Here is a 13,774-nt window from a genome sequence, read left to right as displayed (position 1 = left end):
CCAGGCACCCTCGACAGACAGATGTGAGAGGGGTCACCCTGTCATTCATCCACGCGGGGAGGCATGGATGGGCAGGAGCCGCAGAACAATTCCGGAGGAGCTTCTGCTGCTCGCTCTGGACCCGACCACGGGTACCACAGCGCAGCCGCAGTCGCTCGACCTCGGCCTCGCCGGAGCCCAGCTAGTGGAGCTGGCCCTGGCAGGACGGATAGCCCCAGACGGGGATCGTATCGCCGTGGTGATGCCACGGCCGACAGGAGATCCGACCCTGGACTCCGCACTGGAACTGCTGCGCAGGCGCGGCAGTCCGGTCCGGGCGGTCCACTGGATCGGCGGACCCCGGCTGGGGCTCCGCCAGATTTACCTCGCTCATCTGGAGCGGTGCGGCATGGTGCATGCCGTCGCGGGCCAGATGTGCGGAGTGCTGCCGACGACTCGCTACCAGGCGACGGACACGGCGATCAGCCGGGACATCAGGGCCAGGCTGGACAGTGCGATCCGCACCGGCGTACCGCCGGACCCGCGGACCGCGGCGCTCGCCGCACTGGCCCACGCGGTCGGACTCGGCAAGCACCTGTACCCCGGGAACGAGGGGCGTTCATCGCGCTCCCGGCTCCGGGACCTGATCAGGCACGACCCGATGGGCGGCCTCGTGGCGCACGCCGTGATGGACGTACAGAACGGGGCGGTCGCACAGCCGCGCCGCGCTCAGACGGCCGGCGTCCCGTTGCAACCGCAAGTGCCGTCGCCGTCACGGCGCGGCAGCATGGCGCACACCGCGGCCCACTAGGACCGCAGCACGTATCACGCAGCACCACCGTCACCACCCGTACCACCAGGCCAACAACCGCATATCGCCGCACCGTTGTCCTCCGGGCCCGGTCCGGGAGCCGCACCAGGCGCGGGGCAGTCGATATCACCGACTGCCCCGCGCCGCTGTGTGTGGCCGTTTCCCAGCGCGGCCGGGCCCGGGGGTGGCAATCTGCTCAGCAGTAGATACGCACAGCTACATAGCCGGAGGTGCCGTTTCCGTGCCGTCCAACGTCAATCCCACCGTCAGGCGACGCCGGTTGGGTCAGGAATTGCGCCGACTGCGCGAGGTCAAGGGAATGACCGCCGAGGAGGTGGCGGACCGGCTGCTGGTGTCGCAGTCGAAGATCAGCCGCCTGGAGAACGGCCGCCGCTCCATCAGCCAGCGCGACGTCCGCGATCTCTGCGGGGTGTACGAGGTCGAGGACCGCCGCGTGGTCGACTCGTTGATGCAGATGGCCAAGGACTCACGCCAGCAGGGCTGGTGGCACGCGTTCGGGGACATCCCGTACAGCGTGTACATCGGTCTGGAGACCGACGCGGCATCCCTGCGGGTGTACGAGTCGCTGATCGTCCCCGGCCTGCTGCAGACGCGGGAGTACGCGCAGGCGGCGATCGAGGGGATGTGGCCGGAGGCCACGCCCACCGAGATCGACAAGCGCATCCAGATCCGCATAAAGCGTCAGGACCGCCTGACCGACCCGGTCGAACCGCTGCGGTTCTGGGCCGTGATCGACGAGGCCGTGCTGCGCCGCGTCGTGGGCAACCCGCAGGTCATGGCGGACCAGTTGAGCCACCTGGCGGAGCTGAGCCAGCTGCCCCATGTGACGCTCCAGGTGCTGCCGTACACCGTCGGGGCGCACCCGGGGATGTACGGGAGTTACACGATCCTCGAATTCCAGGAGGACATGGACGCGAGCGTCGTCTACCTCGAAGGCATCACCAGCGACCTGTATCTGGAAAAGGCGCCCGACGTTCAGAGTTATGCCGTGATGTACGAACATCTGCGCGCGAAGGCGCTGAGCGCCGAGCAGTCCCGTGCGTACATTCTCCAGGCGGCGGAGAACTGCGGAGCGTGACGAATTCCGCGCCCGCCACGGGTATTCCCGGGGCGGCGCGGAAGGTACACCTCCGCCAGGTCGTGCCGGAAGACCGCCAAGGCTTAAGTCATCCGAACGAGTGAACGCCGCTGACGCCCGATGATGTTGCGGCGTAGCGTCCTCACAAGTCGCTGGGCGCAGCGGCTGGGCGCACCGCCCAACGACCGGCACAACCATCGGAGTCATTATGGCGATTCGGCAGAACGCACTGACGGAGTGGACCAAGTCCTCCTATTCCGCGAATGGGAATTGTGTGGAGGTCAAGGCGGCGGAGGGTCACGCGCTGCTGGTCCGCGACTCGAAGAGCGTGAGCAGCGGGGTCCTCGACTTCTCCGCGAAGACCTGGTCGGCGTTCGTCGTGGACGTCTCGCGCACCGCCGGGTTCTGAGACCGAGCGACCCGGCCGCGCGCTCGCGCCGCGGCCCGCACCAGGCCCTCTCGACCGGCCCGCCGTCCTGGCCGAGAGGGCTTTCGCCGTTTCCGGGCCGGATTCTCTGGCAGTTCCCCTCCTTCTCGACCGCACGGGACCCGCATCCCGTGCGGTCTTCTTCGTGCTTCCCTGCGCTCACGGCCTGGCGAAGCGCCCGCTCATCGTGTGGCCGCCGTCACGTTCACGACAACGCTTCCGTGGGTCAAGAACGAGTAAAATCGTTCCTCTTGCTGATCCGTGTTCACATCTATGACCGGAAGGGTTCTTGACCGGGGTGCCGCACAGGCGGTTCAATCCCCGGAGTCCCCGCTCCCGCACGGGGCCCTGCTGAGCGGCCGTACTGGCGAAGTGCGCACCCCCGTTCACAAGGCGGACCCCGGGAGGGGACACATGAACAGTCTCGACTGGGTCGTGCTCATCGGCTACTTCGGCGTGATGATCGCGATCGGGCTCTGGTCCCACAAGCGTGTCGACAACGTCAGCGACTTCTTCACGGCGGGCGGCAGGATGCCCTGGTGGCTGTCCGGCATCTCGCACCACATGTCGGGGTACAGCGCCGTGATGTTCACGGGCTACGCCGGCATCGCGTACCAGTACGGCGTCACCTCGTTCGTCACCTGGTCGCTGCCGATCGCGATCGGCATCGGCATCGGCGCGAAGCTGTTCGCGCCCCGGCTCAACCGGCTGCGCTCGCGGCTGTACGTGGCATCCCCGCTCGAATACCTCAAGAACCGCTACAACGTGCCGACCCAGCAGGCGCTGGCCTGGTCCGGGCTGCTGCTGAAGATCGTGGACGTCGGCGCCAAGTGGGCGGCCATCGCGACCCTGTTGTCCGTCTTCACCGGGATCACCCTCACCCAGGGCATCTTCATCACCGGCATCATCACGGCCGTCTACTGCACGGTCGGCGGCCTGTGGGCGGACGCGCTCACCGAACTGGGGCAGTTCGTCATCCAGTTGTTCGCCGGGCTCGCGATGCTCATCACCGCGATGCACGAGCTGGACGGCTTCAGCACCCTGTGGACCGTCTGGGACAAGCTGCCCGAGGGCCACGCGGACCCGACGGCCGGCCCGTACACCGTGACGTTCCTGCTGGCGTACCTGTTCATCAAGACCTTCGAGTACAACGGCGGCATGTGGAACCAGGCCCAGCGCTACATGGCCACGGACTCCGCCGCCTCCGCGACCCGTTCGGCGCGGCTCTCCGCGATCCTGTGGCTGGTGTGGCCGACGGTTCTCTTCTTCCCGATGTGGTGCGCCCCGCTGCTGGTGGACGCACAGAAGCCGGACGCCTCCGACAGCTACGCGCTGATGACCGAACAGCTGCTGCCGCACGGGCTGCTGGGCCTGGTCGTCGTCGGGTTCTTCTCGCACACGATGGCCATGTGCTCCTCCGACGCCAACGCGATCGCGGCCGTCTTCACCCGGGACATCGCCCCGGTCTTCTCGAAGGCCGCCCGCGAGTGGAGCAGCCGGGCCGGGCTGCTGGCCGCGCGTCTGTCCACGCTGGGCTTCCTCGGGCTGTCCATGGCGCTGGCGACGCAGATCAACTCGCCGACCTTCAAGGACATCATCTCCGTCGTCATCAAGTGGGTGGCCGGGCTGATGGGGCCGATCGCGATCCCGTTCATGCTGGGGCTGCTGCGCCGGTTCCGTAAGTCGGGGCCGACGGCGGCGCTCACCAGCTGGGCGGCGGGGCTGCTGGCGTTCTACTTCACCAACTACGACCTGGACGGCTCGGTGAAGGAGGGGGTGGCGCTCCAGTACCAGGTGGCGCTGCCGCTGGCGATCTCGCTGGTGCTGTACGTGGTGATCGGCCTCGTACGCCCGGAGGACACCCCGGAACGCGACGCGCTGATCGAGCGGATCAACACGGACGGCGACGGCCCGGCGGTGCCCGCCCAGGCGGGTCCGGGCGAGGCGGCGGTGGCGGAAGGCGCCAAGGACCAGCGCCCGCGCCGTCAGCCGCGCGGGTAGCGGGCCAGCCAGCCCGGGGCGGCGGCGGCCGGGTTGTGCAGGGCGGGCCCCTGGGTCATCTCCATGGCGAAGTCGTCGGCGAGTTCGAGGAGGGTGGCCCGCCCCTCCAACTCGGCGAGCCAGGCCGGGGGCAGCGCGGTCTCCCCGTGCATCGCGCCCAGCAACGCCCCGCACAGCGCCCCGGTCGCGGCGGACGGGCCCCCGTGGTTCACCGCCAGCCGCAGCCCGTGCCGCACGTCCTCCGCGACGAGCGCGCAGTACACCGCGACCGCCAGCACCTCCTCGGCGGAGTCCGTGGCGCCCAGGGACTCGATGAGCGCGGGCCCCGGGATGCCCTGGCGTACGGCGCCCAGGGCGCGGCGCAGGGCCTCGGTGACGGGTTCGTGGCCCGGGCGGTCCGCGAGCAGCCCCAGGGCGTGCTGCACGGAGCCGTCCAGGGTCTCGCCGCGCGCGAGGCCGTGCACGACGACCGCGAACGCGCCGGTGGCGAGCAGGGCGGTGGGGTGCCCGTGGGTGTGCGCGGCGCACTCGACGGCGAGCTGGAACACGAGCTGCGGCTCCCAGCCCACGAGCAGCCCGAAGGGCGCGGACCGGGTGAGCGTGGCGGCGTCGTGCGCGGCCGGGTACTTGGGCCGGTCCAGGGTGCCCATGATGTCGTCGCCGAAGCCGCCCAGGCACTCCCGGGTGGGGTCGCGGCGGGCGTAGAGCCATTCCTGCCCGGCGAGCCAGCCGTTGTCCTTGCGGCGCTCGTCGGGCCCCCAGTCGTGCTGGGTGGCGGCCCAGCGCAGGTGGGCGCGGTGCACATCGGTGGGCGGGTGCCAGGCGCCGGTGTCGCGGCGGACCTGGGCGCGGATCAGCCCGTCGACGGTGAACAGGGTGAGCTGGGTGGCGGCGGTGACCGTGCCCCGCGCGCCGTGGGCGGGGACGAAGCCGGTGACGGCCTCGGGGCCGTGGGCGGCGCGGATCTCCTCCAGGGTGAGGGTGCCGACGCCGGCGCCGAGCGCGTCCCCGATGGCGCCGCCGAGGAGGGTGCCGCGTACCCGGCTGCGGAAGTCCTGCTGCTCGGCCCGCCCCCAGACGGCCAACATCCCTGTGCTCACCGGCCACTCCCGTATGCCGTGGTTTCGTTCCCCTGTGCGACTGTGCGACTGTGCGGTAACTGCGCAGCACTGTAATCGAACGGGTGCGGGCGGCTGGGGGCCGGAGCGTTTTGTACGGCTCCGAGCGCGCGGTGAATTCCGTTGCGGCGCGCGGCCCGGGGGGGCGATGATCGCCCGATGCCCTCACCCCACCCCCACGCACATCCCGACGGCCGCGCGGGCATCGACGCCGCGCTCGTGGAGCGGCTGGTCGCCGTGCAGTTCCCGCAGTGGAGGGGCCTGTCCGTGGTCCCCGTCGAGGTCGACGGCTGGGACAACCGGACGTACCGCCTCGGCGACGCCATGACGGTACGGCTGCCCACCGCCGCCGGTTACGTCCCGGCCGTGGAGAAGGAGCACGTGTGGCTGCCCCGCCTGGCCCCCTCGCTGCCGGTTCCGGTCCCCCCGGTCCTCGCCCTGGGCGCACCCGGCGAGGGCTACCCCTTCCCCTGGTCGGTGAGGCGCTGGCTCCCCGGCGAGACGGCGGCGCGCGGCCGCATCGAGGACCTGCCCCGCTTCGCGGTCTCGGTCGCCGGGTTCCTCCGCGCCCTCCAGCGCTGCGACCCGGCGGGCGGCCCGGCGGCGGGCCTGCACAGCTGGTACCGGGGCGCCTCACCCGCGTACTACGACGAGGAGACCCGCCGCTGTCTGGCCGCCCTGGCTGACCGCGTCGACACGGACCGGGCGCGGGCGGTCTGGGAGGCGGCCCTCGCCGCCGAGTGGCACGGGGACCCGGTGTGGTTCCACGGCGACATCGCCTCCGGCAACCTCCTGGTCCAGGACGGCGAGCTGGCCGCGGTGATCGACTTCGGCACCTCGGGCGTGGGCGACCCGGCCTGCGACCTGGTGATCGCCTGGACCATGTTCGACGGTACGAGCCGGCAGGCGTTCCGGGACGCGGCCGGCCAGGACGCCGGGACCTGGGCGCGGGCCCGGGGCTGGGCGCTGTGGAAGGCGCTGCTGAATCTGACGGGGGACGCGGGCGCGGACCCGGTGCGGGCGGCGGGCGAACTGCGCGTGGTCGACGAGGTCCTGGCCGACCACGACGCGTTCGGCTGAGCCGCGACCGCCCTACCCGAGGGGCCTCGCGGCCAAGGTCTCCGCGTGGGCGCCGTGCTCACCCATCACGTAGCAGCTGAGCCGGTCGAAGGTCCAGGTCCCGGGCACGGCGGTGCGCCCTGGCCCGGTCCGGGCGAGGGCGAGCGCCGTCCGCTCGTCGGTACGGCCGAGCGTGAGGTGCGGGGTGTACGCCTCGCCGGTGTAGCGGTACCCGTAGCGGGCGTAGCTCGCGCGCTCCGCGTCCGTGAAGTGCGACATGTCCTGCGCGGTGTCGAACGCCGACCGGTCCAGGTGGGGTCCGACGAGGCCGATCACGGTCTCCTGGAGTTTCCCGAGGAGGGCCGGCCGCTCGACCGACATGAACAGCCAGCCGGTGGGCTGATGGACGAGCCCGGCCGAGGCGAGGGATATCGCGGCGGGAAGGCTCAGCGAGGCGGCTATGCGCTCCAGCAGCGGGCCGGGTTCCAGTCCGTCGTCCAGCCACCCCTGGAACACGGTGAGGTGGGGCAGATTCCCGTCCTCGCTCAGTACCGGTCTCAGCGGCTCACCCGCCGCACCCAGATCCTGCTGCAGCCGGACGGCGGCGCGCGTGTGGTCCGGGCACGGGAGCAGCGCGATACCGAGTCGTCTGGTCATGTACGCATCCTCTCTGTATGGCCGAGCGGGCGGGTCGTGCCGGTCAGTCCCCCAGCACCGGCAGCAGCTCCGGCAGGTGCCCGTCCGACGCGGTGGCCGCCGCCACGCGTTCCGCCGGGACCTCCCCGTACAGCGTCGTACGCGGCTTCGCCGGGCGGCCTGCGAGCTCCGCGATGGCCTCCAGGTCGCGGACCGAGCGGTAGGAGCCGTAACTCGACCCGGCCATGCGGGAGATGGTCTCCTCCATGAGCGTGCCGCCCAGGTCGTTCGCACCGGAGCGCAGCATCTCGGCCGCACCCTCCGTGCCCAGCTTGACCCAGCTGGTCTGGATGTTGGTGATGTGCGGGTGAAGCAGCAGGCGGGCCATCGCGGTGACGGCGCGGTTGTCGCGGTCGGTCGGGCCGGGGCGGGCGATGCCGGCGAGGTAGACCGGGGCGTTGGTGTGGATGAAGGGCAGCGTCACGAACTCCGTGAAGCCGCCGGTCTCCTGCTGGAGCGCGGCCAGGGTGCGCAGGTGGCCCAGCCAGTGGCGGGGCTGGTCGACATGGCCGTACATCATGGTCGAGGAGGAGCGCAGGCCCACCTCGTGGGCGGTCCTGATGACCTCCAGCCAGGTCGCGGTGGGCAGCTTGCCCTTGGTGAGGACCCAGCGGACCTCGTCGTCCAGGATCTCGGCGGCGGTGCCCGGGATGGAGCCGAGCCCGGCCTCCCTGGCGGCGGTCAGCCAGTCCCGGATCGACATCCCGGTGCGGGTGGCCCCGTTGACGACCTCCATCGGCGAGAACGCGTGGACGTGGATGCCGGGCACCCGCTCCTTCACGGCCCGCGCGATGTCGAAGTAGGCCGTGCCGGGCAGGTCCGGGTGGATGCCGCCCTGCATGCAGACCTCGACGGCGCCCACGTCCCACGCCTGCGCGGCCCGGTCCGCGACCTGGTCGAGGGAGAGGGTGTACGCGTCGGCGTCGGTGCGGCGCTGGGCGAAGGCGCAGAAGCGGCAGCCGGTGTAGCAGACGTTGGTGAAGTTGATGTTGCGCGTGACGATGTACGTGACGTCGTCGCCGACCACGTCACGCCGCAGCGCGTCCGCGATCCGGCACAGCTCGTCCAGGGCCGGGCCGTCCGCGTGCAGCAGGGTGAGGGCCTGGTCGTCCGTGAGCCGGGTCGGGTCGTCGGCTGCCTGGCTCAGCGCCGCGCGCACGTCCCCGTCGATCCGGGAGGGCACCATCCCGGGGGCCGCCGCCTCGCGCAGCGCCTCCCAGTCCCCGTACACGACGTCGAAGTCGTCGCGGCGGTCGCCGGTGCGGCCCTCCGTGTCGATGGTGCGGTGCAGGTCGGTGCGGCCGGAGGCGTTGAACCCCTCGTCCGGCTCCTGCCAGGGCAGCCCCTCGGGCATCGCGCCCTCGCGAGCGAGCCCGGTCTCCGGGTCGGCGAGCGCCCGTACGTGCGGCAGGAGGCGCGGGTCGAGCCAGGGTTCGCCGCGCTGGATGAACTCCGGGTAGATCGTGAGGCGTTCACGCAGCGTGAATCCGGACTCGGCGGTGCGCGCGGCGAGTTCGTCGATGTGCGGCCAGGGGCGCTCGGGGTTCACATGGTCCGGGGTGAGCGGTGACACCCCGCCCCAGTCGTCGATGCCGGCGCCGATGAGCAGCGCGTACTCCGCGTCGGCCAGGTTCGGCGGGGCCTGGATGCGGGCGGACGGGCCGAGGATGTGCCGGGCGACGGCGATCGCGGCGGCCAGTTCCTCCAGCTCCGCGTCCGGCATCCCGCGCATCGCGGTGTCGGGCTTGGCCCGGAAGTTCTGGACGATGACCTCCTGGATGCCGTGGTAGGCCCGGGCGGTCCGGCGCAGTTCGAAGAGGGAGTCCGCGCGCTCCTCGTAGGACTCGCCGATCCCGATCAGGATGCCCGTGGTGAACGGCACGTTGGACCGTCCGGCGTCCTCCAGCACCCGCAGCCGCACGGCCGGTTCCTTGTCCGGGGAGCCGTGGTGCGGGCCGCCGGGCTCCGACCACAGGCGGGTCGCGGTCGTCTCCAGCATCATGCCCATGGAGGGCGCGACCGGCTTCAGCCGCTGGAGGTCCGTCCAGCTCAGCACCCCGGGGTTGAGGTGCGGCAGCAGGCCCGTCTCCTCCAGGACCCGGATCGCCATGGCGCGTACGTACGCGAGGGTGTCGTCGTACCCCTCGGCCTCCAGCCACTCGCGCGCCTCCGGCCAGCGGTCCTCCGGCCGGTCCCCGAGCGTGAACAGGGCCTCCTTGCAGCCCATCGCGGCGCCCTCGCGGGCGATGGCCAGCACCTCGTCGGGCGACAGGAACATGCCGTGCCCGGCCCGGCGGAGCTTCCCGGGCACGGTGACGAACGTGCAGTAGTGGCACTTGTCGCGGCAGAGCCGGGTCAGCGGGATGAAGACCTTGCGGGAGTACGTGATGATCCCCGGCCGCCCCGCGGCCTCCAGGCCGGCGTCCCGCACCCGGGCGGCGGAAGCGGCGAGATCCGTCAGGTCGTCGCCGCGCGCCTGGAGCAGCACGGCGGCCTCCGCCCGGTCGAGGGCGACACCGTCACGCGCACGCTTGAGCGCGCGCCGCATCGAGTTGCTGGTGGGGGGTCCGCTCTGAGGATCGGTCATGCACCGAGCATACGAGCGGATGGCCGGCGTCCCGCTTACGCGTAGTACTCCAGGATCAGCGGCAGGTCCTGGGTCCATTCCCGCAGGCGGGAGCGGTTGCGGGCGGTCAGCATCCACGTGTGGGCGGCCCCCGCGCGCAACCGCACGGTGACCACGAGGAGCTTGGGTCCCCGCACCGCGTACTCGATCCGGCCGATCTCGGCCCAGCCGAACTGCACCTCGCCGACGTTGGCCGACTGGAACTCGACCCCCAGCGCGTCGATCACCAGGGAGCTGTCGGTGCCCACCCCGACGAACCCGATGTCGGTGACGGGCTCGGCGGGTGCCTGCTGCCACGGACCGCCTGCGACCGGCCCCTGCGCGTACGGGTTGTTGGGGATCGCGGCGGCGGGCGGATAGGGGGAGGGGGCGTACGGGGACAGGGCGTAGGGGGACGCGGCCATCGGCGGGTACGGGGACGGGCTCGCGGCGCCCGGTGGGTACGCGGGGGGCGCGGGGGCCGCGCCGAAGGGCGGGAGGGGGTACCGCGACGGGGGCACGTCGGCGGGGTGAGCGGCGCGACCCGGCGGGGCCGCGTCGGCCGGAGGGCTGCTCCCCGGCGGCGTCGCATCGGCCATGGGGCTGCCGTTCCCGGGCGGGGTCGCATCGGCCATGGAGCTGCCGCTCCCGGGCGGGGTCGCGTCCGCCGGGTACCCCGCGCCCCGCGGCGCCACGGGCATGGTCGGGCTGTACGCCGGGCCCCCGGGTGCGAAGAGGTCCAGCAGGGCCTCCGGGGTGGGCCGCCGGCCGGGCTCCTTCTCCAGGCAGGACGCGACGACGTCCCGTACCCCTTCCGGCACCGCGCCCAGCTCCGGCGCCTCGTGCACCGACCGGTACATCAGCCCCATGGGCGTCCCCGCCCCGAACGCGCTGCCGCCCGCCGCCGCGACGAGCACGGCGCCCAGGGCGAACACGTCGGCCGCGCCCCGGACTTCGAGGCCCTGCGCCTGCTCGGGGGCCAGGAACCCCGGCGTCCCGAAGGCGACCCCGGTCGCGGTGAGCCGGGTCGACTCCAGGGCGCGCGCGATGCCGAAGTCCAGGACGCGCGGCCCGTCCGAGGCCATGATGATGTTGCCCGGCTTGAGGTCGCGGTGGACGAGCCCGCAGCCGTGGATGGCGGCCAGCGCCTCGGCGAGGGCGGCGCCCAGCTGCCGCAGCCGCGCCTCGCCCATCGGCCCCTCGGCCTCCACGAGCGCGGCGAGCGTGGGCCCGGGGATGTACGCCGTCGCCAGCCAGGGCGCGGGCGCGTCGGGGTCGGCGTCGACCACCGGTGCCGTGTGGAATCCGCCGACGCTCCGGGCGGCCTCGACCTCGGCCCGGAACCGCTCGCGGAAGTGCGGATCGGCGGCCAGTTCGGAGCGCGCCACCTTCACGGCGACCGCGCGGCCGCCCCGGGACCGCGCCAGATAGACGACGCCCATTCCCCCGGCGCCCAGTTGCCGTTCGACGGCGTAGCCGCCGACCCTCTCGGGCAGGTCCGCCCCGTCCGTTCCGTACGCCATGCGCTCGGCGCTCCCCCCGTGATCCGGCGGCCCAGTATGCCGTGTGCCTGCCAATAGACGGCACGGCGGCCGGGGAGAGGGGGCGGTGTGGGGCGCCGGGTGTGTTCACCGGCCGGCCGGGGAGGGACTGTCACCTCCGGCCACTCTCAACGTATAGCGCAGGGGGGGCCTTGCCGCAAGGCCCCCCTCGTCCCGCACAATCGCTGATCTGAGCCAGCCACCTGCGGTATTTGGGAGTTTTGCGTAGTGCCCGATTCACGTCCTGCCGTCACCCCCTCCCCCGCCCCCACCCTCACGACGAGCGCCTTCGCGCTGACCGGCGACCGTGCCGCGGCCAAGGCGGACCCCGCCCTGATCGCCCGGGACGAGCTCCACTTCGCGGCGATCGCGCGCTGCCTGGAGGAGACCGTCGCCGAACTGACCGCCGCCCTCGACACCGCACGCCGCGCCCCGGGCGGCCTTGGCCGGCAGGGGATGGACCGGGACGCGGAGATCCACCGGCTGACCGCCCGGCTGCGCACCCTGCGCCGCTTCGGCCTGGACCTGTGCCTCGGCCACATGGCCGGGGCGGACGGCTCCGAGCCGGTGTACGTGGGGCGGCTCGGCCTCACGGACAGCGAGGGCCGCCGGCTGCTGACCGACTGGCGCTCCCCGGCCGCCGAGCCGTTCTTCGGGGCGACCCACGGCAACCCGATGGGCCTGGCGAGCCGCCGCCGCTACCGGTGGTCCGGCGGGCGGGTCAGCGACTACTGGGACGAGGTGTTCGCCCCGGACGCCTTCGCCGGGCACGCCGCGCTGGACGACCAGTCGGCGTTCATCGCGAGCCTGGGCACCAACCGCTCGTCCCGGATGCGGGACGTGCTCTCCACCATCCAGGCGGACCAGGACGCGATCATCCGGGCCGGTTCGCGCGGGGCGCTGGTGGTGGACGGCGGTCCGGGCACCGGGAAGACGGTCGTCGCCCTGCACCGCGCCGCGTACCTCCTGCACGCCGATCCGCGCCTCGGACACCGGCGCGGCGGCGTCCTGTTCGTCGGCCCGCACGAGCCGTACCTGGGTTACGTCGCCGATGTGCTGCCGAGCCTCGGCGAGGACGGGGTGCGTACGTGCACCCTGCGCGACCTCGTCCCGGAGGGCGCGGCGGCCCTGCCCGAGGCCGATCCGGAGGTGGCCCGGCTGAAGGCGTCGGCGGAACTGGTGCGGGCGGTCGATGCGGCCGTCGCGTTCTATGAGGAACCGCCTTCCCAGGGCCTGACCGTGACGACGCCCTGGGCGGACATCCGGCTGACCGCCGCCGAGTGGGCCGTGGCCTTCGAGTCGGCGCCGGGCGTCCCGCACAACGAGGCGCGGGACGCGGTCCTGGAGGAGGTCCTGACGATCCTGGCCGACAAGCACGCGGACCGGCAGGACGAGGAGGTGCCGGACCACCTGGTCCGCCGGGCGCTGCTGCGCGACCGCGAGCTGATGTCGGCCTTCGACCGGGCGTGGCCCCTGCTGGAGGCGGCGGACCTGGTCGGCGACCTGTGGTCCGTCCCGGCCTATCTGCGGACGTGCGCGCCGTGGCTCACCCGGGAGGAGGTGGCCCGGCTCCAGCGCTCCGAGCCCCGGGCGTGGACGGTCTCCGACCTGCCGGTCCTGGACGCGGCCCGGCAGCGGCTCGGCGACCCGGACGCCGCCCGCCGCCGGCGCCGCAACGTCGCGACGGCCGCCGCCGAGCGGGCGCGCCGCGCCGAGGCGATCGACAGCCTCCTGGAGAACGCGGAGATCGACGAGAGCCAGGGCGCGGTGGGGATGCTGCGCGGCCGGGACCTCCAGGACACGCTGCTCGACCCGGACGCGCTGTCCACCGCCGAACCGGACGAGCTGGCGGGCCCGTTCGCGCATGTGGTGGTGGACGAGGCGCAGGAGCTGACCGACGCGGAGTGGCAGATGCTGCTCCAGCGGTGCCCCTCGCGCAGCTTCACGATCGTCGGGGACCGCGCGCAGGCCCGGCGCGGCTTCACGGAGTCGTGGCGGGACCGGCTGGAGCGGGTCGGCCTCGACCGCATCACGCTCTCCGCGCTGACCGTCAACTACCGCACGCCGGAGGAGATCATGGCCGCGGCGGAACCGGTGATCCGGGCCGCCCTGCCGAACGCGAACGTCCCGGTCTCCATCCGGAGCAGCGGCATCCCGGTCCGCCGTGGCCCGGTCACGGACCTGCCCGCCGTCCTCGACACCTGGCTGACCACCCACCCCGAGGGCACGGCCTGCGTCATCGGCGCCCCGGCCGCCTTCCGCCCGCCCTCGCCCCGGGTCCGCTCGCTCACCCCGACGCTGTCGAAGGGCCTGGAGTTCGACCTCGTGGTCCTGGTCGAGCCGGAGCGCTTCGGGCCGGGGGTCGGCGGGGCGGTGGACCGGTACGTGGCGATGACCCGGGCCACGCGGGAGCTGGTGGTGCTGGCGGGGGCGTAGGG

At 72.8% G+C, this 13,774-nt stretch carries 10 protein-coding genes; 6 read left to right on the top strand and 4 right to left on the bottom strand.

The window, feature by feature from the left end; genetic code table 11:
- Positions 1–67 precede the first annotated feature (67 nt).
- The 4 genes from ABZ565_RS06870 (at position 68) to ABZ565_RS06855 (ending at position 4,317) form a co-directional block, all read left to right on the top strand.
- A complete protein-coding gene (locus ABZ565_RS06870) occupies positions 68–790 on the top strand; it encodes a GPP34 family phosphoprotein (RefSeq protein WP_361021251.1) in 723 nt (240 codons plus the stop codon).
- Positions 791–1,031: 241 nt separating this feature from the next.
- The gene (locus tag ABZ565_RS06865; protein WP_361021249.1) at positions 1,032–1,889 is read left to right on the top strand and encodes a helix-turn-helix transcriptional regulator; all 858 of its coding nucleotides are present in this window, start codon (positions 1,032–1,034) and stop codon (positions 1,887–1,889) included.
- 208 nt (positions 1,890–2,097) lie between these two features.
- Entirely contained in the window at positions 2,098–2,298 is a 201-nt protein-coding gene (locus tag ABZ565_RS06860) for a DUF397 domain-containing protein (protein ID WP_361021247.1), read from the top strand.
- 432 nt (positions 2,299–2,730) lie between these two features.
- Entirely contained in the window at positions 2,731–4,317 is a 1,587-nt protein-coding gene (locus tag ABZ565_RS06855) for a sodium:solute symporter family protein (RefSeq protein ID WP_361021245.1), read from the top strand.
- Here ABZ565_RS06855 and ABZ565_RS06850 read toward each other — a convergent pair.
- On the bottom strand, positions 4,302–5,417 hold the full coding sequence (locus ABZ565_RS06850) for an ADP-ribosylglycohydrolase family protein (RefSeq protein ID WP_361021243.1): 1,116 nt from the start codon (positions 5,415–5,417) through the stop codon (positions 4,302–4,304). The genes ABZ565_RS06855 and ABZ565_RS06850 overlap by 16 nt on opposite strands.
- A 177-nt stretch (positions 5,418–5,594) precedes the next feature.
- On the opposite strand from ABZ565_RS06850, the gene ABZ565_RS06845 reads away from it, so the two are divergent.
- The gene (locus ABZ565_RS06845) at positions 5,595–6,515 is read left to right on the top strand and encodes an aminoglycoside phosphotransferase family protein (protein WP_361021241.1); all 921 of its coding nucleotides are present in this window, start codon (positions 5,595–5,597) and stop codon (positions 6,513–6,515) included.
- 12 nt (positions 6,516–6,527) lie between these two features.
- Here ABZ565_RS06845 and ABZ565_RS06840 read toward each other — a convergent pair whose 3' ends face one another.
- The 3 genes from ABZ565_RS06840 to ABZ565_RS06830 are packed head-to-tail and all read right to left on the bottom strand — an operon-like array spanning position 6,528 to position 11,318.
- Complete coding sequence (locus tag ABZ565_RS06840) at positions 6,528–7,151, bottom strand: 2'-5' RNA ligase family protein (protein WP_361021239.1); 624 nt, start codon at positions 7,149–7,151, stop codon at positions 6,528–6,530.
- A 43-nt stretch (positions 7,152–7,194) separates the two neighbouring features.
- Positions 7,195–9,777 carry a bifunctional FO biosynthesis protein CofGH gene (locus ABZ565_RS06835; RefSeq protein ID WP_361021237.1) on the bottom strand — a complete coding sequence of 861 codons (2,583 nt, stop codon included), beginning with the start codon at positions 9,775–9,777 and terminating at the stop codon, positions 7,195–7,197.
- A gap of 35 nt (positions 9,778–9,812) precedes the next feature.
- On the bottom strand, positions 9,813–11,318 hold the full coding sequence (locus ABZ565_RS06830) for a protein kinase (RefSeq protein WP_361021235.1): 1,506 nt from the start codon (positions 11,316–11,318) through the stop codon (positions 9,813–9,815).
- Positions 11,319–11,564: 246 nt separating this feature from the next.
- Between ABZ565_RS06830 and helR the strand changes: the two genes are divergently transcribed.
- Positions 11,565–13,772, top strand: a complete 2,208-nt coding sequence (gene helR / locus ABZ565_RS06825) for an RNA polymerase recycling motor ATPase HelR (protein ID WP_361021233.1) — start codon at positions 11,565–11,567, stop codon at positions 13,770–13,772.
- Positions 13,773–13,774 lie beyond the last annotated feature (2 nt).

The sequence above is a fragment of the Streptomyces sp. NPDC016469 genome (assembly GCF_040632905.1).
In the GTDB taxonomy this organism is placed as follows: domain Bacteria; phylum Actinomycetota; class Actinomycetes; order Streptomycetales; family Streptomycetaceae; genus Streptomyces.
The sequence above is the reverse complement of the archived record's forward strand: the minus strand, read 5'-3'. Positions and strand labels throughout refer to the sequence as shown.

Excerpts from the sequence above, each read along its gene's own strand:
- ABZ565_RS06870 (WP_361021251.1), top strand. The coding sequence starts at position 68 with ATGGGCAGGAGCCGCAGAACAATTCCGGAGGAGCTTCTGCTGCTCGCT.
- ABZ565_RS06860 (WP_361021247.1), top strand. The coding sequence starts at position 2,098 with ATGGCGATTCGGCAGAACGCACTGACGGAGTGGACCAAGTCCTCCTAT.
- ABZ565_RS06855 (WP_361021245.1), top strand. The coding sequence starts at position 2,731 with ATGAACAGTCTCGACTGGGTCGTGCTCATCGGCTACTTCGGCGTGATG.
- ABZ565_RS06845 (WP_361021241.1), top strand. The coding sequence starts at position 5,595 with ATGCCCTCACCCCACCCCCACGCACATCCCGACGGCCGCGCGGGCATC.
- ABZ565_RS06840 (WP_361021239.1), bottom strand. The coding sequence starts at position 7,151 with ATGACCAGACGACTCGGTATCGCGCTGCTCCCGTGCCCGGACCACACG.
- ABZ565_RS06835 (WP_361021237.1), bottom strand. The coding sequence starts at position 9,777 with ATGACCGATCCTCAGAGCGGACCCCCCACCAGCAACTCGATGCGGCGC.
- ABZ565_RS06830 (WP_361021235.1), bottom strand. The coding sequence starts at position 11,318 with ATGGCGTACGGAACGGACGGGGCGGACCTGCCCGAGAGGGTCGGCGGC.